The sequence below is a fragment of the Streptomyces sp. KL116D genome (assembly GCF_030766975.1).
Taxonomy (GTDB): Bacteria; Actinomycetota; Actinomycetes; order Streptomycetales; family Streptomycetaceae; genus Streptomyces; species Streptomyces longispororuber_A.
In genome coordinates this window covers 349,512-370,847 of sequence record NZ_JASERH010000084.1, presented here as the reverse complement: position 1 = coordinate 370,847, position 21,336 = coordinate 349,512, and the positions used below count along the sequence as shown (strand labels likewise).

The 21,336-nt window shown below is 70.6% G+C and carries 19 protein-coding genes and 6 pseudogenes; 17 read left to right on the top strand and 8 right to left on the bottom strand.

Features of this window, described 5'->3' with window-relative positions:
- Positions 1-107: 107 nt before the first annotated feature.
- The gene (locus RBJ77_RS33905) at positions 108-1,598 is read left to right on the top strand and encodes a cryptochrome/photolyase family protein (RefSeq protein WP_372348480.1); all 1,491 of its coding nucleotides are present in this window, start codon (positions 108-110) and stop codon (positions 1,596-1,598) included.
- 27 nt (positions 1,599-1,625) lie between these two features.
- Here RBJ77_RS33905 and RBJ77_RS33900 read toward each other — a convergent pair whose 3' ends face one another.
- The 3 genes from RBJ77_RS33900 to RBJ77_RS33890 all read right to left on the bottom strand — a co-directional run bounded on the left by RBJ77_RS33900 (position 1,626) and on the right by RBJ77_RS33890 (position 4,794).
- A complete protein-coding gene (locus RBJ77_RS33900) occupies positions 1,626-2,882 on the bottom strand; it encodes an NAD(P)/FAD-dependent oxidoreductase (RefSeq protein WP_372348479.1) in 1,257 nt (418 codons plus the stop codon).
- Positions 2,883-3,009: 127 nt separating this feature from the next.
- Positions 3,010-3,999, bottom strand: a complete 990-nt coding sequence (locus RBJ77_RS33895) for an SGNH/GDSL hydrolase family protein (RefSeq protein ID WP_372348478.1) — start codon at positions 3,997-3,999, stop codon at positions 3,010-3,012.
- A 462-nt stretch (positions 4,000-4,461) separates the two neighbouring features.
- Positions 4,462-4,794, bottom strand: a complete 333-nt coding sequence (locus RBJ77_RS33890; RefSeq protein ID WP_372348620.1) for a hypothetical protein — start codon at positions 4,792-4,794, stop codon at positions 4,462-4,464.
- Between the two features lie 519 nt (positions 4,795-5,313).
- Between RBJ77_RS33890 and RBJ77_RS33885 the strand changes: the two genes are divergently transcribed.
- From RBJ77_RS33885 to RBJ77_RS33860, 6 genes and pseudogenes are all read left to right on the top strand, one after another.
- Positions 5,314-5,814 carry a hypothetical protein gene (locus RBJ77_RS33885; RefSeq protein ID WP_372348477.1) on the top strand — a complete coding sequence of 167 codons (501 nt, stop codon included), beginning with the start codon at positions 5,314-5,316 and terminating at the stop codon, positions 5,812-5,814.
- Complete coding sequence (locus RBJ77_RS33880) at positions 5,811-6,125, top strand: hypothetical protein (protein WP_372348476.1); 315 nt, start codon at positions 5,811-5,813, stop codon at positions 6,123-6,125. The genes RBJ77_RS33885 and RBJ77_RS33880 overlap by 4 nt, the downstream gene beginning before the upstream one ends.
- Positions 6,126-7,385: 1,260 nt before the next feature.
- Entirely contained in the window at positions 7,386-7,565 is a 180-nt protein-coding gene (locus RBJ77_RS33875) for a hypothetical protein (protein WP_372348475.1), read from the top strand.
- Between the two features lie 2,022 nt (positions 7,566-9,587).
- Positions 9,588-9,764, top strand: a pseudogene (locus RBJ77_RS33870) (LysR family transcriptional regulator); the annotation flags it as partial.
- A gap of 64 nt (positions 9,765-9,828) precedes the next feature.
- Positions 9,829-9,963 carry a hypothetical protein gene (locus RBJ77_RS33865; RefSeq protein ID WP_372348637.1) on the top strand — a complete coding sequence of 45 codons (135 nt, stop codon included), beginning with the start codon at positions 9,829-9,831 and terminating at the stop codon, positions 9,961-9,963.
- Positions 9,960-10,466 carry a LysR family substrate-binding domain-containing protein gene (locus tag RBJ77_RS33860; RefSeq protein ID WP_372348619.1) on the top strand — a complete coding sequence of 169 codons (507 nt, stop codon included), beginning with the start codon at positions 9,960-9,962 and terminating at the stop codon, positions 10,464-10,466. Before RBJ77_RS33865 ends, RBJ77_RS33860 begins: the two co-directional genes overlap by 4 nt.
- A 955-nt stretch (positions 10,467-11,421) precedes the next feature.
- Here the strand turns inward: RBJ77_RS33860 and RBJ77_RS33855 are convergent.
- From RBJ77_RS33855 to RBJ77_RS33845, 3 genes and pseudogenes are all read right to left on the bottom strand, one after another.
- Positions 11,422-11,874: a hypothetical protein gene (locus tag RBJ77_RS33855; RefSeq protein WP_372348474.1), complete on the bottom strand. Its 453-nt coding sequence runs from the start codon at positions 11,872-11,874 to the stop codon at positions 11,422-11,424.
- A gap of 115 nt (positions 11,875-11,989) precedes the next feature.
- On the bottom strand, positions 11,990-12,442 hold the full coding sequence (locus tag RBJ77_RS33850; protein WP_372348473.1) for an FAD-dependent monooxygenase: 453 nt from the start codon (positions 12,440-12,442) through the stop codon (positions 11,990-11,992).
- Between the two features lie 20 nt (positions 12,443-12,462).
- Positions 12,463-12,882, bottom strand: a pseudogene (locus tag RBJ77_RS33845) (FAD-dependent monooxygenase); the annotation flags it as partial.
- A 337-nt stretch (positions 12,883-13,219) separates the two neighbouring features.
- Between RBJ77_RS33845 and RBJ77_RS33840 the strand changes: the two are divergent.
- The 5 genes and pseudogenes from RBJ77_RS33840 to RBJ77_RS33820 all read left to right on the top strand — a co-directional run.
- Positions 13,220-14,197, top strand: a complete 978-nt coding sequence (locus tag RBJ77_RS33840; protein ID WP_372348472.1) for an amidohydrolase family protein — start codon at positions 13,220-13,222, stop codon at positions 14,195-14,197.
- Positions 14,194-14,448: a hypothetical protein gene (locus RBJ77_RS33835; protein WP_372348471.1), complete on the top strand. Its 255-nt coding sequence runs from the start codon at positions 14,194-14,196 to the stop codon at positions 14,446-14,448. The genes RBJ77_RS33840 and RBJ77_RS33835 overlap by 4 nt, the downstream gene beginning before the upstream one ends.
- Positions 14,449-14,553: 105 nt before the next feature.
- A pseudogene (locus RBJ77_RS33830) lies at positions 14,554-14,859 on the top strand (aldehyde dehydrogenase family protein); the annotation flags it as partial.
- Between the two features lie 179 nt (positions 14,860-15,038).
- Positions 15,039-15,646: pseudogene (locus tag RBJ77_RS33825) on the top strand (aldehyde dehydrogenase family protein).
- A 401-nt stretch (positions 15,647-16,047) separates the two neighbouring features.
- Positions 16,048-16,368, top strand: a pseudogene (locus RBJ77_RS33820) (alpha/beta fold hydrolase); the annotation flags it as partial.
- A 220-nt stretch (positions 16,369-16,588) separates the two neighbouring features.
- On the opposite strand, the gene RBJ77_RS33815 reads toward RBJ77_RS33820, so the two are convergent.
- Positions 16,589-16,747 carry a hypothetical protein gene (locus RBJ77_RS33815; RefSeq protein ID WP_372348470.1) on the bottom strand — a complete coding sequence of 53 codons (159 nt, stop codon included), beginning with the start codon at positions 16,745-16,747 and terminating at the stop codon, positions 16,589-16,591.
- A gap of 2 nt (positions 16,748-16,749) precedes the next feature.
- Between RBJ77_RS33815 and RBJ77_RS33810 the strand changes: the two genes are divergently transcribed.
- From RBJ77_RS33810 to RBJ77_RS33790, 5 genes and pseudogenes are all read left to right on the top strand, one after another.
- The gene (locus RBJ77_RS33810; protein WP_372348469.1) at positions 16,750-17,286 is read left to right on the top strand and encodes an FAD-dependent monooxygenase; all 537 of its coding nucleotides are present in this window, start codon (positions 16,750-16,752) and stop codon (positions 17,284-17,286) included.
- On the top strand, positions 17,241-18,245 hold the full coding sequence (locus RBJ77_RS33805) for an FAD-dependent monooxygenase (RefSeq protein WP_372348468.1): 1,005 nt from the start codon (positions 17,241-17,243) through the stop codon (positions 18,243-18,245). Before RBJ77_RS33810 ends, RBJ77_RS33805 begins: the two co-directional genes overlap by 46 nt.
- Complete coding sequence (locus RBJ77_RS33800) at positions 18,236-18,421, top strand: hypothetical protein (protein WP_372348467.1); 186 nt, start codon at positions 18,236-18,238, stop codon at positions 18,419-18,421. The genes RBJ77_RS33805 and RBJ77_RS33800 overlap by 10 nt, the downstream gene beginning before the upstream one ends.
- Before the next feature lie 472 nt (positions 18,422-18,893).
- A pseudogene (locus RBJ77_RS33795) lies at positions 18,894-19,697 on the top strand (amidohydrolase family protein); the annotation flags it as partial.
- A gap of 37 nt (positions 19,698-19,734) precedes the next feature.
- Positions 19,735-20,421 (top strand): GntR family transcriptional regulator, encoded by a 687-nt coding sequence (locus RBJ77_RS33790; protein ID WP_372348466.1) that lies wholly within the window; start codon positions 19,735-19,737, stop codon positions 20,419-20,421.
- Between the two features lie 192 nt (positions 20,422-20,613).
- Here the strand turns inward: RBJ77_RS33790 and RBJ77_RS33785 are convergent, their stop codons facing one another.
- Positions 20,614-20,871 (bottom strand): hypothetical protein, encoded by a 258-nt coding sequence (locus tag RBJ77_RS33785; protein WP_372348465.1) that lies wholly within the window; start codon positions 20,869-20,871, stop codon positions 20,614-20,616.
- Positions 20,872-21,336 lie beyond the last annotated feature (465 nt).

The following is a 21,336-nucleotide window of genomic DNA, read 5'->3' as shown; positions in this document are numbered from 1 at the left end:
GTCACCCGGCACCGACGCGGCATCAGGCCGCACACCCGCCGCACAGAAGCCGACGAAACCAACCCGGCCGACGGCCACCCTCACCACCGCACCGAGGACCACTCGCCATGCCCACTCCCCACCTCATGTTCGGTGATCAACTAGGAAGGAACTTCCTCCCCGACGAAGCAGATGCGCCCATCGTCATGATCGAGTCCCGCTCGGTCTTCCGACGCCGCCGCTTTCACCGGGCCAAGGCACATCTGGTCCTGTCCGCCATGCGCCATCGAGCCGCGGAACTCGGAGACCGTGTGCGCTACGTCCAGGCCGAGACGTACCGCGAAGGTCTGCGCGAAGCCGTGCCCGACGGCCGGTTCACCGTGCGCCACCCCACGTCGTACGCCGCGCTGCGCCTGGTCAGGTCGTTCCCGGGTGCCACGGTGCTGCCCGCCAGAGGCTTCCTCGTCCCCCACGAGGACTTCCGCGCCTGGGCCGGCGAACACGACGCGAGGCAGCTCCGGCAGGAGGACTTCTACCGCTGGGTGCGCCGGGAGCACGAGCTGCTGCTCGACGGCGGCCACCCCGCCGGCGGCCGGTGGAACCACGATCACGACAACCGGGAGCCACCGCCCAAGGGCACACGTGTCCTGAACGCGCCCAAGCCGTACCGCCCCCGCGAGGACGACATCGACGAGCAGGTGCGGCACGACCTGGACGCCTGGGAGGCCGAGGAGTCCGTCCGCTTCGTCGGACGCGACGGCCCGAGACTCTTCCCGGCGACGCAACGAGAGGCACAGGCGGCCCTGCGCAGGTTCGTGCAGCACAGGCTGACGGCGTTCGGCCCCTACGAGGACGCGGTGCTCGCACACGACCCCGTGATGAGTCACAGCCTGCTGTCGGCTTCCTTGAACCTCGGCCTGCTCGACCCCGCCGACTGCGTGGAACAGGCGGAGGACGCATGGCGGCAGGGCCAGGTCCCCATCAACAGCGCGGAGGGGTTCATCCGCCAGGTCGCGGGCTGGCGCGAATACGTGTGGCAGCTGTACTGGTACTTCGGTGACGACTACCGGCACCGCAACGCCCTGCGCCACCACGCGCCCCTGCCCGACTGGTTCCTGGAACTGGACGCGGACGCCGTCGAGGCGCGGTGCCTGAGCACCGTCCTGGCGCAGGTGCGGGACACCGGCTGGACGCACCACATTCCCCGGCTGATGATCCTGGGCAGTCACGCACTCCAGCAGGGCTGGGACCCCGCGGCGGTGACCGACTGGTTCCACCGCTGCTTCGTGGACGGCTACGACTGGGTCATGGTCCCCAACGTGATCGGGATGTCGCAGTACGCGGACGGCGGACGCATGACCACGAAGCCGTACACCTCCGGTGGCTCCTACCTGCACAAGATGACCGACCTGTGCTCCGGTTGCGCCTACCGTCCCACCGAGCGGACCGGGGAACGCGCGTGCCCGTTCACCGTCGGCTACTGGTCGTTCCTCCACCGCCACCAGGCGCGCCTGTCCAAGAACCATCGTGTGGCGAGGTCCCTGTCGGGTCTGGACCGCCTCGGCGATGTGGCGGAGGTTCTGCGTCTGCACGCCCAGCGCGGTGACTCCCCGCCCTGACGCCACGCTTGCCGGCTCCGATGACGTTCACGCCCGGGGCATGAGGTCCGCGAGCACCTCGCGGGCCGCCCGGGCTCCCGAGGCCAGGGCTCCCTGGACCGATCCGGTCGCGCGGTGGTCCCCGCACACGTACCGCCCCGGAGCCACCCGGGTCGTCCGGGACAGCGGATGGGGTGGAGTCATCTCGGGAAGAGCATCCGTGATCGTGCGGGCGGTCAGCAGATCCCAGCCACTGGTGTCCGTCCGGTACACCTCGGCGAGCGCGTCCCGCACCTGCCCCTCACGCCCTTGATCGTCGCGGCCGAGGACCGAGGTCGCCACCAGGCTGTGCCCGGCGGGGGCGTACTCCGGCGCCACGTCGCTGAGAACACAGGTGTTCAGAAAACGCCGCCGCGTGTCGACCAGCAGCGTCGGCTCGCCGAGCGGTGAGCGGGGCGCCACGTGGTAGTAGGTCGTGACGATCCGGTAAGCGGGCACCGGCAGTTCGGGCAGCAGATCGGCGAGGGGTCCGGGTCCGGTCGCGACCACGACCGCGCGGGCGGGAACCTCCTTGCCGTCCGCGGTGAGCACCCCGCCGTCGACGAGCCGGGCGACCGGGTTCTCGCGCTCCACCGCGCCGCTGGGCAGGGCCCGTGCCAAGGAGACGGGTACCTGGCCGATGCCCTGGGCGGGCAGGCAGAGCGTTCCGCGCAACATGGAACGCCACACCAGATGGAACACCCGGGAAGAAGTCTCCAGCTCGTCCTCCAGGAAGACACCGGACAGGAACGGCCGGAAGAAGTCCTCGACCAGCGCGTCCGAGATGCCGGCGCGCGTCAGCGCGGAGCGGGCCGTGCCGTCGACGCTGTCTGCGCTGTGCTTGATCAGGCGAACCGGCAGCAGCATGTCCCGGGCGGACAGGACACCCAGGCCAGCGAGGTCCCGCAGCTTCACCGGCCGCTCGCGCAACATGTCGTAGACCACGCGAGGGGCTCGCGACGGGTCCCCGAAACGCACCCGCCCCGTGGGGCTGTCGACCAGCACTCCCGGGGTGAAGGGCCGCAGCCTCAGGTCCTTGAGGGCGAGGCGCCGACGGACCTGCGGGTACGAGGTGTTGAACACCTGGAACCCACGGTCCACCACAAAGCCGTCGACCCGGTCGGTACGCATCCTGCCGCCGACTTCGTCTCCCGCTTCCAGTACGCGGACACCGACACCTGCGGCATGCAGGTCCCCGGCGCAGGCCAGGCCGGCAAGGCCGGCCCCGACGACCACGACATCACGCATCTGCTGTCCTGCGACCATGCGGATTCCTCCGAGCACCAAGGCAGAGTTGATCTTTTCCCTTGATTCGTCTCTGGCGGCGCCCATGGATGCAGGACCGGCTCGCGTCGCCCTGCGCTCCCTGGAGCAGCACGGGTGCCCGTGCCGCTCACCATCCCGTCGGCAGGCTCCTGAGGAACGGGGCAAGTCGGTCGGCGATCACCCGATCGTCGTGAGCCGAGGTGTGCCCGTCGCATCCGAGGAAGTCCAGGCCCGACTGATCGAAGAACCAGTAGTGGACCTCACTGTCTCCGGCGTCGTTGCGCGCCTCGACCACCTGTCGCACATGCTCGGCGTTTCTGTCGAAGCCGACGGCTACGAGGGTGGTGCCGGCCCCGTTGCGAATCCGGAGTTTCCGCAGGAACTCGCCGTAGGCGGTGCGGAAGGCGGCCGCGAGGCTGTCGGGCGTCCACGGTTCGCCGGGGGTGAGATCGGTGAAGTCGTTGGAGCCGAGGTTGACCACCACGACCTGGGGGCGCCATGTCCCCGGGTTCTGCCAGACGTCGCCGTCCACGTTCAGCAGGGCGCGGTCGTAGTAGGTCCGGTACGTGACGTCCGGGCAGATGCCGGCGACGTTGCGCACCATGCCGAGGCCGGAGAAGCCGTTGATCTGGTAGTCGGCGTCCAACTGCTGGGCGGTGAGCGCACCGTGGCTCACGTCGCTGTTGGTGTTCCGCTTGACCTGCTCCGGGTTGCAGACGCTGCTGCCCGACACATTGCCGTAGCCGACCGTGATGGAGTCCCCGATGAACTCGATCTGGCGGCCCCGGGGCGCCGGCTTGCTCAGTACGGCGCCCCCGGGCGCGGCGACGAAGCCTCCGAACGTGCTGGTGTCCCCCGGGGTGTCGTTGCGCTTGACGACCCGGGCCGTGTGCTCGCCGTCCCCGAGGCCGTGGATCCAGTGCGTGGTGTCGCCGGGTGTGACCAGAGTGGCGACGGTGGCCCCGTCGACCTGGACGTCGTAGTCGGCGGCCGCGCAATCGAGTACCACCCCGAGCCCGGTCCCGCGGAAACGGCCCTCGAAGTACACCCCGGGCCAACTGAACTCCACCGTCTTCCCGCAGTCCTTGACCCGCCCTGCGGTGTGCACCTGCTCCAAGACACTCTTCGCCGGCGCCAGTCGCCTCGGCTCATACCGCGAGCCCGCGTCCACCGCGGCAGGCGCTGCTGGACGCCTCCCGCGCCCTGCCTTCGGGTCCCCTCCGCCGAAAGTCATCTGCGTGCCTGTCCCCTGTCCCTGTGGCGCATCGGTGGGTCACGGCTGAACGTCCGACATTCCACCCCTGAATGTCAACCGACTTTGTCCTCGTGCGCGCGTGTGACCCCCTCACTGCATGCAGGCTGCCGGGTCCGTGAAAGCCGCAGGGCGATCCCGGACCGTCCACTACTCGTTCTCGCCGAGCGCCGCCAGCGCGGTGCGGGCCAGTTCGGCGTACTGCACCGGGCACTCCCACAGCTCGCGGTGGGCAAGGTCTTCGGGCACTGGATTGTCGACGTGTGCCTCGGGCGCGTAGAGATGAGCACCGTCCGGACAGGCACAGGACGCCAGCCGGGGTGGCGGTCAGGCGTCAGGGTCCACTTCGGGGTGCGTGAACCGCACGGGTTTGCCCAGCGACCGGGCGTAGGTGATCTCCGTTCGGGTGCTGTCTCCGATGTAATCGCCGACGACGAGCACCTCGTCGGCAAGCCGGATCTTCGCGCGGTGCAGGTCGTCGAGTCGAACCTTGAGCGCCTCGGACTTGGCAGGCTCGGACCGGAGTTCGTGCGGTTTCACGTCACAGGCCGGCTTGACGACGATCCTGCCGGCTTGGGCCTCCCGCAGGTCGGCGTCGATCATCTCGGTCATGAAGCGGATGGAGCCGCAGATCACGACGATCCGAGGGAGGCTCAACAGCGCTTTGGCATCGGCGAGTTGCTCCTCGGGGAGAGCCGTTGCGGATGTACCACGGGTTCCTCCTGGTGGTGTGGTCCCCGAGCATGAGACCAGCCCCTGGCGGCGGTGACCAGTACCGGCTGCTGCGCCGCGGCTCCGGCAGACGGATGCGCCGCGCCGGCAGCCGACGAGCGCCGGGGCTTCCGGGTGAACAGCGGGTGTCGCACGGCAAAAGTCCGGATCACGTAACGGAGTTCAGGCAGCAGACAACCTTCGCCCACAAGGGCCTGTCTCCTCCTCCGTCACCCACGTACCCCACAGGAGGAACCGTGCCCCGCCGCATTCTCGTCAGCGCCATCGCCGTCGCCGCCCTGACCGCACCTCTCGCCGTCTCGGTCACCGCCGGCACCGCGGCCGCGGCCCCGCAGCCGCCCCGCACCCCGGTCACCGACTTCGACCACGACGGCTTCGCGCGACCTCGCCGTCGCCGCACCCCACGGCACTGTCGACGGCGTCGAGAACGCGGGCTACCTCTCCATCGTGTACGGCACCGCCTCCGGCCCCGGCACCGAGCGCCACCAGCTCATCAGCCGCGCCACCCCGGGCGTCCCCGGCGACCTCCAGGACACGTTCGCCTTCGGTTACCAGATGGTCCCCGCCGACCTCGACGCCGACGGCTACACCGACCTGCTCGTGACCGGCGGCGACGACAGCGGCAACAAGGCGACACGTCCTGTGGGGCTCCGCCTCCGGGCTGACCGGCGCGAACACCCTCCTGCCCTACGCGAACTCCGAGTTCGCCACGGGGACTTCAACGGCGACGGCAAGCGCGACCTGGTCGTCAACGACGTGCCCAGCGACGACCCCGACGTCTCCGGAATGACCATCGACTACGGCCCGATCACCCGCACCGGCAAGCCCGCGTCCACGGACAGCATCGTCACTAGCGACGGGCCCACCGGCCTTCGCTCCTTCATCACCGGGGACCTCACCGGCGACGGCATCGATGACATCGTCAGCACGCACGGATCGAGGAGATGACGCACGACGCCCGCTTCTTCAAGGGCGGCCGCACCGGCGTCAGCCACAGCTCCACCAAGCTCGGCACGGCCTACAGCGGCACCGTCGGCGACGTCGACGGCGACGGGTGCGGCGATCTGATCACTCGTGACATCGGCGCCGTCACCGAAGTCATCGACTCCCACCCGGGCAGCATCACGATCCAGTACGGCAGCTCGGCAGGACCGACCAACGCGCGCGCAAAGAAGGTCATCGCAGGCCACCGCGGGCGTCCCCGGGGCCAGCGAGGACGACGACGCGTTCGGCGCCTCCCTCAGCGCGAGGCGACGTGAACGGCGACGGCAGGGCCGAGGTCGCCGTCGGCGTCCGGCGAAAGCCTGGGCGCGACGACCGGAACCGGTGCGGTCGTGCTGCTCAGAAGGGCGCGTCAAGGCCAACGGCGGCATGACGGCAAGGGCGCCGTCGCCTACCGCAGACCACCGCCGGAGTACCCGGCATCGCCGAGAGCGGCGACGACTTCGGCCGCCAGGTGCACCTCACCTACCTCGACAAGGACGGCCACGCCGACCTGACCGCCACGGCCCCGGCGAGGACGGCACCTTCACCGACTCGGGCGCCCTGTGGAACCTCCGCGGCTCTAAGACCGGCCTGACCACCGCGAGCCGCCACGTTCTCGCCGATCAGGCTCGGCGACGAGAAGGGCGCCAAGTTCGGCCAGCAACTCGCCGGCTGACCACCCGCCACGTCCGATCGCTCGACCGCACGGCTGCCTCTGGCCGACGCGCTCTGACCTCGGGTGCCGAGGACGGCCTGACGATCGGACGGCGGCGCACGCCACCGAGGTGCGGGGCGATGTCCTGGGCAGGAGGCGTCCGTCACGGGGCCAGCGTGCACGGCGTCCACTGATGAAGCTTGCAGATTCCGCACAGCAGAATCGTGCGAGAAGTCGACATGGACGAAGCTGCGGAAGAATCCGCCGCCCTGCACCGTCGCCGGCGTGGACCACGCGCTGCGAGCTGGCGACCATCCTGCAGGTGGAGGGCGGCGCGACCGTGGCGCAGCTCGCGGCGATGCCCGGTGGGCCCGGTCGACGGCCACCACGCCCTGGCCATACCGGCTTTCGGGGACTTCGCTGTACCGGCGAGGCACACCACGCCTGCAGGGCGCACCCGCTGTTGCAGTTGGCCACCGCCTTACGCGAAGAACAGTCACATTAGCTTCCGCATAGTTCATTGACGCGACGTAAAGCGAAGTGTCATTCTCCACGGCACCACGCCGGACGCGCGCCGTGTCTCCTCTCCCCACCACGTGCGCGGAGCCGAGCGCTTCCACGTTTCGGGTTTCCCGCTTCCACGAGACCCGAAGTCCCCAGTCAGGGAGAACGAGCGATGACACTCAACAACGGGACGACGACGTCCCCGGACCCGACCGCGGGGCCACCCGGACACCGGGCTACCCGGAACGCTGGCCGCAGCCAGCGGCGCGGTCGTCGTGGCCCAGGTCGCGAACGCCCTGCCGGCCTCACTGAACGGGCTGTTCCAGCGGAGTTGAGCGCGCCATGGCTCAACTCACCTGGATCACATCACGCGTTCATGATCGCGGTGGTGTGCTTCGAGTTCACCTTCGGCGTCCTGGGTGACCTGTTCGGACGCCGCAGGCTCGTCCTCGCGGGCACCGCGCTGATCGCCGCCGGCAGCACTCGTCGCCGCGCTCGCGCCGACCGTTCAGGTGCTCTGGCTCGGCGCCGCCCTGAACGGACTGGGCGCCGCTGATCGCTCGGCTCGCTCACGGCACTCACCGCGGTCGCCCGCGACGCACGGCAGCGAGCGCATGCCGTCGCGGTCTGGAGTGGCTTCCTGTCCGCGGGTGCAGCCGTGTCTGCTCGGCGGCATGTTCGCCAGGATCGGGACAGTGGCGCGGCTCGCTTCTGGGTGCTCAGTAGGACTCGCCCTCGTGCGGCGGCATGGTGCTCACCGCGGCGCTGGCGACGGAGTCGAAATCACCCGAGGGCCGCAAGCTCGACATAGCCGGTCAGGTCACCTTCGCGCCCGGCCTCATCCTGGTGTTGTACGGCGCCGTCGAGGCCCCGAGTCGGGCTGGACGACCCTGCCCGTCATTCTCTCCCTGGCCTTCGGCGCGATGTTCCTCGCGGCATTCGTCGTGGTCGAGCTGGGGCGCCGTCCCCATCCTCGACCTGCGCCTGTTCCGCGGCGAGCCTTCACCGTGTCGTCCGCCGCCGCGGTCATCGAAGGCATGCTCGCCTTCCTCGGCGTCTGCTTCGCGACGAGCATGTGGCTGGGTCCCGATGCAGCACCAGGACCCGATTCGGGTGGCGCTCCCCTTCCTGCTCCTGCCGGGGTCCTGCCTTCCTCCTCATCCCCGTCGTCTCGCGGCTGCTGCACCGCTCGCCCGTCTGGCTCCTGACTTCAGGGTTCGTCCTGAGTGGCGGCCGGCGCTGCCTGCTGTGCGCCCGGCTGAGACGTCACCGACCCGCGGCTCGGCGCGTTCACGGCGCCCGCTCTGCTGATCGGCATCGGATTCGCCCTGACCATCGGTTCCGTCACGGCCGTGGCCGTGGGCAGCGTGCGCACCTGGCGGGCATGGCCAGCGCCACCGCAACATGCTGCGCGACGCGGATTCGCGCCCTCGGCCCGGTCGTCGTCGGCGCGGTCGCCCTCGCGGCGCGGGTTCGGCGCTCACGACGAACCTGTCCGGCGCGGTCACCCGCCGGCCGCTGAGACCACACGGCCGCACGAGAGGTCGCCTCGGCGGGCGGCCCTCTCGCCGTGAACAGCCTGCCGCCGGGCACGCCGGGGTCAGCGGCCCACAGCCTAGCCCTGGATGCCCTGGGCGGCGGCTTCAGCACCGCGTTCCTGGTCTGCGCCGCGGCAGCCGCCGTCGCCGCGGCACTCACTGCCTTCGGCATGCCAGTCGGACTGCCGTGGGCGATCCCGCCGGGGACGGGACACCCTCACCCGTGCCGCCCGGCCACAGCGGCCGAGCGGAACCCGCTGCCCGCGCCGCGCGCCCCTGACCCCTGCGCCCGCCGGACGCGGCGGGCGGCGGGCGAACCTTCGCGCCCGTCGCTGCCCGGGACAAGCCCCGGCCCACTACGCCACGCGGCCCTCCGCCTCGCAGCCACGCGAGGCAGACGTCTTGATGTCCCGCTCAAGGCTGCTGCGCTTGGTCGCGAAGACTCGGCTCACCGGGAAGCCGCTGGCGCACTCCAGCAGGTAGGCGAGGCCGCGTACTCCCGCGGATGCCGGGCGGCCGCCTCCCTGTCGATGTCGACGACGCCGACAGGAAGGTGAAGGTGCCGAAGTCGTAGACACTCTTGCGGTCACTGATGCGCCACGCACCGTCCCTCTTCTCAAGCGGTCGATGAATCGGTTGGCGGCCGTTGCATCCGAGAGCCCAGGTCGACGTTCTCGCCGATGATGAGACGGCGTTGGTCTCACTGACGGCCCGGGTTCCGTCAGCGGAGAAGGTCACGGCGGGCGCCGTGATCAGTGCTTGGTACGGAAGGCCGACGCGCCCATGCGCGCGGAGGCGTCCACGAACTCGTACGCGGGTCCTTCGAAGCCCAGGTGATCTCGATCCGGCCGTCGGGGTGGAAGAGTCCTTTCAACCTGTCCCACTCGCCCAGGTCACGGTGAATCCATCCCGTCATGAGGTCGGCGATGTCTTGTCGGTCCTGAAGTGTCGCGTTCATGCGTCAGTATTTGCCCGAGTGAACGATTGGTCCAACCGAAAGATACGATGGATCAATCGTTTCTGCCGATGAGTGAGGCACAATCAATGGAGCTGCGACACCTGCGCTACTTCGTCGCTGTCGCCGACGAACGACACTCGGCCGCGCCTCGGCCCTGCTGCACGTCACCCAGTCCACCCTCAGCGCCCAGGTGCAGGCCCTGGAACGCGAGGTGGGCGGACCTCTGTTCGTCCGGACCAGCCGACGCGTCGAGCTGACCGAGGCCGGAGAGCTGCTTCTTCCGGAGGCCCGCCGTGCGTTGGCACAGGCCGACCGCGCGCTGCATGTCGCACGGCAGCCGGTGCACGGGAGACGGAGCGGTACGCATCGGCTTCTCGGGCGTCGCGGCCTTGCAGGGCGTCCTCGCCGACGATCTACGGGACTTCCACCGCGCGCAGCCAGGAGTCGACCTCACCTGACCGAGCTTCCGCCTGCCTCTCAGGTCCAGGGAGTTCGCGATGGCACACTCGACATCGGATACTGCCCCGACCTCGGCCTCAAGGACGCCAAGGGGTTGCGTGTCAGCCGCCGCGGGCCCACCCCGATGTCGGTCGCCCTGCGCTCCGACCACGAACTGGCGTCCGCCGCCGTGGTGACCACCGCCGATCTCGCCGACCATGACCTCATCGTCTTCGCGAGTGAAGACGAAGGCGAGACCATCCTTTCCCGGCTCTGGCCCGCCGTGGCCGAAGGCCGGCCCCGGGCCCGGCTGGTCGGCAGCACCCTCGGCGTCCTCGCGCTGGCGTCCGCGGGCACGGGGGTGGCCCTCGTCCCCACCGCCACAGAGCGCATCGCCTTGCCGGGTCTCGCGTACCGACCACTTCACGGCTCACTGACGGGACCGGATCTGATGGTGCTCAGCCGGGAGGGAGAAACATCGGGCGCGGTCCGTGCTTACCTCAGCACCGTCCCCGCCTCTTGACCCACCGCAACGCCCGACCGCTTGAGGCTCCCGCGCCGCCCTCGTCCGAGGACGGCTCGCCAGGGTGCATCGAGCGTCTCAGCCCGACGGCCGCGCGAGAGTGCCCCAGCATCTCGGACATGGCCCGGGTCGCGTTCAACAGTTCCGTCGCGAAGCCGGGCAGTTCCTGTTCGGAGACACCGCGTGCCGGCATCACCAGGGTGACGACGAGCGGGAACGAGTCGCCCGCGGTGAAGACCGGGGCGGCCAGGGAGGTGACACCAGGAATGACCCCGCCGGCCGTGGCGGTCCCACGCCTTCGCGCCGCACTTCTTCCTTGATCCGGGCCACCGTCGCCCGGGCCGCCGCGTCCAGCGCCTCCGTCTGCAACTGCCCGCACAGCACGGGTTCGGTGATCTGTTCGGGCAGATGGGCGAGAGGAAGGCTCCGCCCATGGCCGAGGTCAGCAGCGGCATGGTGGCGCCGACCCGGACCGTGATCGGCAGTGCGTGCGCACCGTACTCCCAGCGCACGACGACGGGCCCGTGATCGCCCCACACCGCCAGGTTGACCGCGTGCGACGTGCGGTCCCGTAGCTCGGTCAAATGCTCACTGACCAGGGCGACTTCGTCCATCCTGCGCAGCGACTCGACGCCGAGTCGCCGCATGGACGGCCCCATGTCGTACCGCCCGGAACTGGGTGACTGGGCGACGAGACCCACCCGGGCGAGACTGACGAGGTAGCGGTGGGCCTTGCTCGGCTGCATGCCGGCGCCGGCGGCGATCTGCGTCAGGCTCATCGGCCCCGGCCCTCCTCGAGGGCCAGCAGGACCGTCATGGCCAGTTCGACGGACTGAATGCCCTGGCGGGCCGGCGAGGCATCACCGGCTTCGGATGCGGAGGGCGCTGATCTGTCACAGCGGCGATGATAGTGACCGGCCCCTCCCCTCCCAGAGCAGGCCGCGGAGTTGCGACATCAGGCCTCCGCTCGCGCCTTTCCGACCTCAGTGCCACCGCTCACCGCGGCCAGCAACTCCCGGAGCAGAGCGGGCACGGCGTCCCCGCCGGTCGCCGTGCCGAAGACGTAGAGTCGGGGCGGACCACGGCGGCCGCGCAGCCGAGGTCGGCGAGACCAGGCGCGGTAGGTGCCCCGGACGTCATGGACGATGGCCGCACGCCGGTGCGGAGCAGCTTGTTCACCGGGTACGACGACGCGTACCTCCGCGCGATCCAGTTCGTCCAACAGGCTGGTGGACTCCAGGGCCGCCAACTGTTCGGCGATGACGAGCACATGGAAGCCGCCGCCCACGAGCTGGTCCAGGCGGTCGCGGCGCGAGCCGTCGTCCACCACCGCCTGCACCGACAGCTGCCCCCGGCCGGCACCCGAGTTCCGCGCGAGGAGGCCCTCGACGAGGCCCGGCAGGCGCACCGCCTCGGGCGCCTTCGCCTCCGCGCGCCGGGCCAGGAGGACCGGTCGAGCGCTCCGCGGCCCGCACCGGAGTCGCGCAGCGTCTGCAGGTGCCCCAGTTCGATGCCCTTCTCGGTCACCGTCCGCACGTGAGGTGCACGCTCCTGTTGATACGTGTGTCGAGGACGGTGTCCGGCACACGTCCGCGCAGGACCAGGTCCAGCTTGAACGCGAGGCTCTGCGCGTCGCGGAAGCCCGAGCACATGCCCTGTCCGAGGAACGGGGGCATCTGGTGCGCCGCGTCACCCGCGAGCAGCGCTCGTCCCGCGCGCCAGTCCCGCGCGATGAGCGACCTGAACGTGTAGGTGGCGACCCTGATGAGGTCGGCGTCATCGGGTGTGAGGTGGGGCGCCACGCGTTTCCAGACCCGCTGCGGATCGCGTTCGACCGGGAAGTCGTCCACGGAGTCGAGCATGAAGCTGAAGCGGTGGTGCTCCGGTCCGAGCGAGATGATCGAGGTCGGGCCCGCAGGGTCGCCGAGTTGGAGGCCGGTGGCACCGGCGCCGGACGGCGGAACCGGAAGTCGCACACCATCCACGGTTCGGAGAAGCCGTAGTCGTGCAGGCCGATGCCGAGGGCCGACCGCACGAAACTGTTGCCCCCGTCGCAAGCGACCACGTACCGCGCCCTCGTCGTCTCGCGCCCGCCGGGACCCTCGACGGTGAGCTCGACGTGTTCCGTGTGCTGTTCCAGGGCGACGACGGTGTGCGCGTGCCGCACGTCCACGTTCGGCATCGAACGACAGACTCCGTCCAGCGCGGCCTCCAGATCGGGCTGGTACATCATGTGCCACTCGGCCCACCCGCTGCGTCCGGTCGCGGCGAAGCGCTGCTCGATGAGCAGGTCGCCACTGCCGTTGCGCCATTCGTACGTGGGCTGCACGCGCACTCGCGGCAGCAGGTCGTCCGCGACGCCGAGCCGTGCCAGGGTGCGCATCGTCTCGTCGTCGAAGCTGGCCGCACGCGGCAGGTTGTACGAGCCCTCGTACCGCTCGAGACACCCGGACCTGATGCCCCGCCCGCCCCAACAGGGCGGCCGTCACCATGCCCACCGGCCCGTATCCCACCACGGCCACGTCCACCGGCACCGTGTCCGGTCCCGGCTCCACGGCATCGTGCCCCGCACCCGTCATCGGGTATCTCCCTTCGCTCGGACCTTCCGTCGGACCGTCAGTCGGACGTTCCCGAGGGTTGACACCCACGGAACCTAGGTTTCACCATCCATGAAGTCAATGCATATAAATGAAACCCGACAGTGGAGTCGCGATGCGGACCATCGGCCTTGAGGAACACTTCGTCACCCGGAGTTGGCGGCGTACGGCGCCTCGTCGGCCTCGATCCTCCAGCCGGAGAAGTGGCGCGAGGCGTCCCGGCGGCTCCTCGACGTCACGGGCGAGCGGCTCGCGGAGATGGACGCGGCGGGTCTCGACATGCAGGTTCTCTCCCTCAACGCCCCGGGAATCCAGGCCGAGTCGGACGCCGGAACCGCGGTCTCCCGGGCCGCGGCGGTCAACGACCTGCTCGCGTCGGTGGTGGCGGACCACCCCGGCCGCTTCGCCGGCTTCGCGGCGTTGCCGTTGCAGGATCCGCAGGCAGCGGCGAAGGAACTGGAGCGCGCCGTCTCCCAACTGGGCCTGCGCGGAGTGCTGGTGAACGCGCACACACAGGGCCGCTACCTCGACGACCCCGCCCTGCGCGGGGTGTGGGAGCGGCTCGAAGGGCTGGACGTACCGCTCTACCTGCATCCCGCCAACGGTGTCGGCACCCCGCACGTCATCGAGGGGCACCCCGAACTCGTCGGCCCGATGTGGAGCTGGGGCACGGAGACCGCGACGCACTTCCTGCGCCTGGTCTTCGGCGGCGTCTTCGACGACTTCCCTCGGGCCAGGGTGCTGTTGGGGCACATGGGCGAGGGCCCGCCGTACCTGCTGTGGCGGCTGGACTCGCGCTGGGACTACCACGCTCACCACGGGGTCGAACTGGCCCTGGGCCGCCCGTCGGAGTACGTCCGGCGCAACCTGCACATCACGACGAGCGGGGTCTCGCTCGGCCCCGCCCCTGCTGTGCGCGCTGCTCGCACTCGAGCGGACCACGTTCTCTTCGGCACCGACCATCCCTTCGAGGACATGGCGACGGCCACCGCGTTCCTGCGCACGGCGCCGGTCAGCGAGCCGACCGCTCGAAGATCGCCCACCGCAACGCCGAGCGCCTGCTCGGTCTGTAGTCCTCCCCACAGCACGTCACCCTTCCGCCGGGCCCGACCGAGCAAGGAGTCGCCGGCATGACCGACGAGAACGCGGTACGGCACTGGATCGAAGGCGCATGGGTGCTTCGCTCGCGTCGCGCGACAGCATCGACCCCGCGACGGGCGAGAGTCATCGGGACGTACGCGGACGCGGACGCCGACGTGGGCCACCGTGCCGTCGACGCGGCCGACCGCGCGTTCCGGGACGGCACGTGGTCGCTGGATCCGATGGTGCGGGCGACCGCCCTGAGCACCTCGCCGACGCCTACGACGCTCGGATGCCGGAGGTGATCGCCACTCTGTGCAGGGAGAACGGCAACTCCGGCACGAGGCGGGCTTCGAGGCGCACTTCATCCTGCGCGCGCTGCGGTTCGCGGCGGTCTCGCCGCGCATCCGCACGGCCGGGTCACCGACCCGCAACCCGGCCGCATGGCGATGTCGATCCGGCAGCCCATCGGCGTCGCGGGGATCGTGGTGCCGTGGAACTCCCCCGCCTATCTGTGCATCCGCGCGCTGGCACCGGCGCTCGCGGCGGGTTGCACGGCCGTGGTGAAGATGCCGGGACAGGCGGCCAGGACCGCGGCGCTGATGGCGAGATCCTCGCCTCCGTACCCGAGTTGCCGAGGGAGTGGTGAACGTCGTCGTCGAGTCCGGTTCCGAAGTCGCCCGGCTGCTCGTCGACTCGCCCTAAGGTGCCGGTGATCAGCTTCACCGGGAGTACCGCGACCGGCCGCATGGTCGCGCAGGCGCCGCGGCCCGCTTCAAGAGGGTGGGCCTGAGCTGGGCGGCAAGACGCCGCATCTGGTGTTCGCGGACGCCGACTGCAGGCCGCCCTCGCCACGGCCGTGCAGTCATGCACCGTCTTCGCGGGCCAGTTCTGCATGACGGGGAGCCGGATCCTCGTGCAGCGGGAGATCGCCGACGCCTTCACCGCCGCTCTCGCGGCACGGCTGAGAGCGTACGGCCAGGGCCGGCGTCCGACGCCGCCAGCCAGATCGGACCACCGATCGACAAGGCGGCGGTCGCCCGGGTCGACGCCGCCGTGGAGGCGGCCGTCGCGGCTGGTGCCAAACCGATCGTCCGAGGCGGTCCGAGCACCCGCCCCGAGCTGGCCGGCGGCGCCTTCTACCATCCGACGCCGCTCACCGTGCCCGACTCTCGCTTGCGATCGTCCAGGAGGAGACGTTCGCCGGTGCAGACGGTCCAGGTCTTCGACACCGAGGCGGAGGCGGTGGCCCTCGCCAACGACACCGAGTACGGCCTCAGTGCCTGTGTCTGGAGCAGGGACGCCGACCGGCCGGTGCGGGTCGCCCGGCAACTCGACGCGGGTCTCGTCTCGTTCAACAGCTGGGCGAATCTGACCGTGGAGTTCGAGGAGGGCGGCTACAAGTCGAGCGGCGTGGGCCGCCTCGGCGGCCTGGCGTCCGTGGAGGACTTCCTGGAGCACAAGCAGATCACCCAGGACTATCTGCCGCATCAGCACGGGTGAGGGCGATGCCGCGCTTCCGGCGCCCTCGACCCTTGCTGTTATTACATATAACGCCTACGCTCGCAGCACCCCGCCGCCGCCCGCACCAGACGCGCGGATCCGGGGTCACGGGCCCCCCGACCTGAGCGCTGTCGTTCACCACGCGCCGCCCTCCCGCCGCGCGGCACGCCGGATCACACCTGGCAGGAGGCCACACATGGCCCAGCAACGCGACCTTCTGACCCTCGAGATCGACGGGCACAAGATCACGGCGCTCGTCGCCGCACCCGCCGAACCGACCGGGAAACCCCTGATCGCCGCTCTTCACGGCGGCACGTACACCGCCCACTACTTCGACGTCGCAGGCTCCCCGGAGGGGTCCTTCCTCGACACCGCCGTCGCGCACGGACACCCGGTGGCTCGCCTTCGACCGCCCCGGATACGGCGGCAGCACGCTCCTCGCGCCGGACGTCAACACCTTCACCCGCCACGCCGAACTGCTCGGCGACGCCGTCACGCAGGCCGCCGAGCGCCTGACGGCCGACGCCGTGCTCCTGGTCGGCCACTCCATCGGCGGCATGATCGCACTGATGATCGCGGCAGACGATCCCGGCTTCCCGCTCATCGGGGTCTCGGCGACCGGCATGGGAGCCGTCATCCCGCCCGGCGGCGCCGCCGAGGCCCTCGGCTCCCTCCCCCGGACGAGACGGTCGACCTGCCCCACGCGGAACGGGACGCGGTGATGTTCGGTCCGGCACACACCCACACAGGCCGTGGAGCGAGCGCACACGTCCTACGCGCCCGTGCCCGTAGCGGGAGTTGGTCCAGGCACCGGCCTGGCTCCCGGGACCATCTGCCCCGCCTGGCACCGAACGTCCGCGTGCCCGTCCACAACGCGCTCGCCGAGTTCGACGCCCTGCTGAGCAGCGGCCCCCAGAACGTCGCGACGCTTCGCGGACCTGTTCACGGCAGCCCCTGTTCATCGACGCCACGGTCGCCCGCGGCACGGGGCACCGCATCGATCACCACACGCTCGGCCACGCCCTGCACCTGCGGCAGTTCGCGTTCGCCGCGGAGTGCGCGCAGTGGGCGGCGGCGCGGCGGCAGGCCGGAGTCGTGCACTGATGACCGCCCCCGAACCGGCCGTCGTCGACCCCACCCACAGCCTTCCACCGCACACCCAGGTCCTGATCGCGGGCGGCGGCCCTGTCGGACTGGCCACCGCCGTCGAACTGGGCCGGCGCGGCATCGCGTGCGTCGTCGTCGAACCCCGCCGGACGGTGTCCCGGGCGCGACCACGCTGCAAGACGCTCAACGTCCGCACCATGGAGCACCTGCGCCGATGGGGCCTTGCCGACCGGCTGCGCAAGCATGCGCCCCTGCCCGTCTCCTGGTCTCAGGACGTCGTGTTCTGCACCTCGCTCGCGGGCAGGGAACTGTCGCGCTTCACCGGTGTCCTGGGCCTCGCGCCCGACGGGGACCGGTTCGCCGAAGTCGGCCAGCAGGCCCCGCAGTACGTCCTGGAAGACGTACTGCGCCAGGCCGTCCGGGAACTCCCAGCTGCCGGCTCGTCCTCGGCCCGAAGGTCACCGCCGTCAGCCAGGGCGACGACCTGGTGTCCGTCACCGTCACGGACGACGCCGGGAAACGGACCGTCGTGACAGCCGACTACGTGATCGGCTGCGACGGTCCGCGCAGCATCGTCCGCGACGAACTCGGTGCCCGCTATGTCGGCGGTCAGGCCCTGCGCCCGAACTTCGGCATGGTCTTCACGTGCCCCGGCCTGTCGGAACGGGTGAGGCACGGGCCGGCCGTGCAGTACTGGGTCGTCCACCCCGACGCTCCGGCACTGCTCGGCCCGCTGGACCGCGAGGACACCTGGTGGGCGATCGCCTTCGGCGTGGACCGGGCGGAAGGGGAGCGCGACGCACTGCGTTTCCTCGACACCGTCGCCGGCGGCCCGGTACGGGCCACGGTCCTGTCCACCGATCCATGGACCGCGCGCATGCAGATCGTCGACCGCATGCGGCACGGGCGGGTGTTCCTGGCGGGCGACGCCGCGCACCTCAACCCGCCCTTCGGCGGCCACGGGCTGAACACCGGCATCGGCGACGCCGTCGACCTCGGCTGGAAGATCGCGGCGGTGCTCCAGGGCTGGGGCGGGCCGGCCCTGCTCGACAGCTACGAGGCCGAACGCCGCCCTCGTCCAAGAACGCGTCATCCGCGAGGCGACCGCCAACATGCGGGTCCTGTCGACCGAGTTGCTGGCCGACAACCTGGACGCGCCGGACGAGGCCGGCGCATCGGCCCGGCGGGCAGCAGGCCTGCGCATCCAGCAGACCAGAAGGCGGAATTCCACTCCCCTGACCTGGTCCTCGGGCAGCACATCGCCGCCTCACCAGTGCTTCCCACAGAGACACAACCACCGAGCCGTGCACCCGGCACCGAGGCCCGGGTCGGATCCCGCCTGCCGCGCGCCTTCCCTTCCGGACGGCCGCTCCCTCTACGACGTCCTCGGGAACCGGTTGACCCTCCTCGTCGTCGGCGACACCGCGGTCCACGAGGCAGCCGCCCTGACCTCGCGGTGCTCAGGACGCGGCGCTCACCGTCGTGCATCTGACCGGCGAGCAGGCCCGCTGCGCCAACCTCCTCGGCACCCGCATGGCGCTGGTCCGCCCGGACCAGGTGATCGGCTGGCTGGGGGACTCACTCCCCGCGAACTTCCGCTCCCTCATCGACACCTTGCGCGGCCTCGACGTCCCACGGACGACGCCCGCGCCACCTCAGCGCGCCTGACGCCCCGTCACCCACGAGAACTCCGCCCCGGCCGCATGCCCTGTCCGAGGTATCTGCCCAGCGGCCGGGGCGACCCTCCCTCCGCCGACCCGAGCCTCCTCCTGCCCGGATCCCCCTCTCTCAGAAGGAAACAGCGCATGAGCAGACATCCATGGACCCGACGCCAGATCCTCAGCACTAGCAGCGGGAACAGCGGCGCTGACCGGCGCCGGTCAGCTGGCGGCTCCCGACACCGCCCGGGCGTCCGCGGGACGGTCCCCGTCCGGGCCGCTCAGGATCGTCGCGATCGAGGAGGCCGTCATGCTGCCCGGTCTGATCACCCAGGGCACCGCGCTGGGCGGAGCGATCCCCTTCAAGCCCGAGGTCACCCGCGAGTGGCCGAGCGGCTCCCGGACATCACCGAGTACCGCCTCGCCGACATGGACGCCAACGGTGTGGCGACCGTGCAGGTGCTGTCCCTCACCCGCCCGGGGTACAGATGCAGCCCGACGCAGCCGTCGCCGTACGGGACGCGCAGGCCGCCAACGACGCGCTCGCCGGAATCATCGCCGCCCATCCCACCCGCTTCGGCGGTCTCGCCGCGCTGCCCCTCCAGGACCCCGGCGCGGCCGTGGCCGAGGCCAGGCGAGCGATACGGGATCTCGGCATGGCCGGCTTCCTGGTCAGCGGCCACACCAACGGCCACTACCTGGACGAACCGCAGTTCCGCCCGGTGTGGTCCGCCCTGGAAGAACTCGGCCGCCCTCTACCTGCACCCCACTCCGGCGCCGACAGGGCGGTGGGGGCTGCTCAGGACCGTCCCGAAACTGGTCGGCCCGCTCTACAGCTGGGCGGCCGAGGCGGGCGGACACGCGCTGCGCATCCTCCTCGGCGGCGTCTTCGACGACTTCCCGGAGCCCGGCTCATGCGTCGGCCACATGGGCGAGTTCCTCCCGTTCCACGTCCCCCGGCTCGACGTCCAGATCCGCAACATCACCACCCGCGTCCCTCTCAGAAGGCACCCTCCGCGTACTTCGGGGACAACATCTCCGTCACCACGTCCGGGGTCATGGACGACACCATGCTCAGGCGCCGCCATCGACGTCGTCGGCATCGACCACGTCCTCTTCGCCATCGACCACCCCTTCGAGAAGAGCGAACAGGCCGTCACTTTCCTGCGCCGTGCGCCCCTGACGCCCACTCAGCGCAGAAAGATCGCGCACGGCAGCGCCGAGCGGATCCTGCGGCTGTGAGGCCGCCCGTCCTACTGGAGGGCGGCACGGTGGCCTCGCTATAGTTGATATCGACCATCGCGGCCGAAGCGAGGACACAGCGTGGCGACACTCCCCGAGGGACCGTGCAGCCCATCACTTCACGGTCCGTGGCCAGAACAGGCCACCGAGGAGCTGCGGCGCGCGATCCTGGCGGGCGCGCTCGCCCCCGGCGCGGAGTACTCGCTGCGCGAGATGGCCGGCATGCTCGACATCAGCTTCATCCCCATCCGCGAGGCGCGCTGCGCAGCCTGGAGAGCGAGGGCCTGGTCATCATGCGGCCCGGCCGCAGCGCGTGTCATCGCCCCGCTCGACCTCGACGACCTGCACGGCATCTACCGTCTGCGGCGCGCTCTGGAGCCGGAGATCGCTCGGCGCTCCTGCACCTTGCTGACGGACGAGGACCTGGACCGACTGGCGTCCCAGGCAGCCGACTTCGGCGCCCGGGAGCACGGCATGGCCGACATCTACGACGACCACCACGCCTTCCACCTCGCCCTGTTGGCGCCGGCCGCGACCGTCTGGGACATCCGCGTCCTGACCACGCTGTGGCGGGCGGCGAGCGCACATCGCATCGGATTCGGACGGCTCGACCCCGACCCGACCGAGCACGAGCGGCGGGGCAAGGCGCACGAGGCCCTTCTCGACGCCTTCCGCACCCAGCGACCCCGAGAGGTCGCCGCGGCGGTCGAGCAGCACCTCGCCCGTAACGAGAAGATCGCCTTCTCACGCTCTGTCCTGAGCGGCTGAGGGGCGGGCAGAGCGACAGCCACCACCAGCGACAGCACCCGTCTTCACCTTCACCTGACCTGACCTCATCGACTCTTCGCTGTTATCACATATAGCGATGGAGTTGCCATAGTACGAACGCCGCACTTTCCGCATCCCTCCCGCAGAAAGGCACCACCATGTGCATCCCGCACGCGAACCGGCGTGACTTCCTCAGGACAGCCGCGGCAGCCAGCTGCGGCCACGGCCCTTCCGACGCTCGCCGGCCCCACCGTCGCCCACGCGCAGGAACACACCGCCGACGTCACCGGGAAGGTCGCGCTCACCGACGTCCGGGTCTTCGACGGCGACCGGCTCACCGCGCCGCGCACCGTCGTCATCGAGAACGGACTGATCGGGCTGAGCGCCCTCGGGGCGCGAGTGATCGACTGCGCGGGCGCCACCCTGCTGCCCGGCCTGATCGATGCCCACATCCACCTCCAGGACGTCACCACCCTGCAGCAGCTGGCCGGTTGGGGCGTCGCGACGGAGCCTCGGACATGGCCTGCTTCCCGCCGTCGCTCGTCGACTCACTGCGCAGAAGGCCCGGCTCGACCGACATCCGCAGCGCAGGGCACCGCCGCCGTGGCACCCGGCAGCCCGCAGAGCCAGATCCCCGGCTTCCCGGCGAACGCGGTCCTGACCGGTCCCGACCAGGCGCTCGCCTTCGTCCGCGCCGCATCGGCGAGGGTTCGACTACATCAAGGTCATCGTCGACGGCCCGGTCTCTCCCCGCCACCGTCAAGCGCCGTCACCGCGGCGCCCACTCGTTCGGCAGGCTCGTCATGGCGCACGCGACCTCGGCGCTCACGGTGGGCCGTGCGCTGGACGCGGCGTGCGCACATGATCCATCACGTTCCGCTCGACAGCCCGCTCTCCGACGCGACGGCAGCGCGC

Coding starts and splice junctions, on each gene's coding strand:
- RBJ77_RS33865 (WP_372348637.1), top strand. CDS start 9,829: ATGTCGCACGGCAGCCGGTGCACGGGAGACGGAGCGGTACGCATCGGC.
- RBJ77_RS33810 (WP_372348469.1), top strand. CDS start 16,750: ATGACCGCCCCCGAACCGGCCGTCGTCGACCCCACCCACAGCCTTCCA.
- RBJ77_RS33880 (WP_372348476.1), top strand. CDS start 5,811: ATGACGCACGACGCCCGCTTCTTCAAGGGCGGCCGCACCGGCGTCAGC.
- RBJ77_RS33835 (WP_372348471.1), top strand. CDS start 14,194: ATGACCGACGAGAACGCGGTACGGCACTGGATCGAAGGCGCATGGGTG.
- RBJ77_RS33905 (WP_372348480.1), top strand. CDS start 108: ATGCCCACTCCCCACCTCATGTTCGGTGATCAACTAGGAAGGAACTTC.
- RBJ77_RS33875 (WP_372348475.1), top strand. CDS start 7,386: ATGATCGCGGTGGTGTGCTTCGAGTTCACCTTCGGCGTCCTGGGTGAC.
- RBJ77_RS33900 (WP_372348479.1), bottom strand. CDS start 2,882: ATGGTCGCAGGACAGCAGATGCGTGATGTCGTGGTCGTCGGGGCCGGC.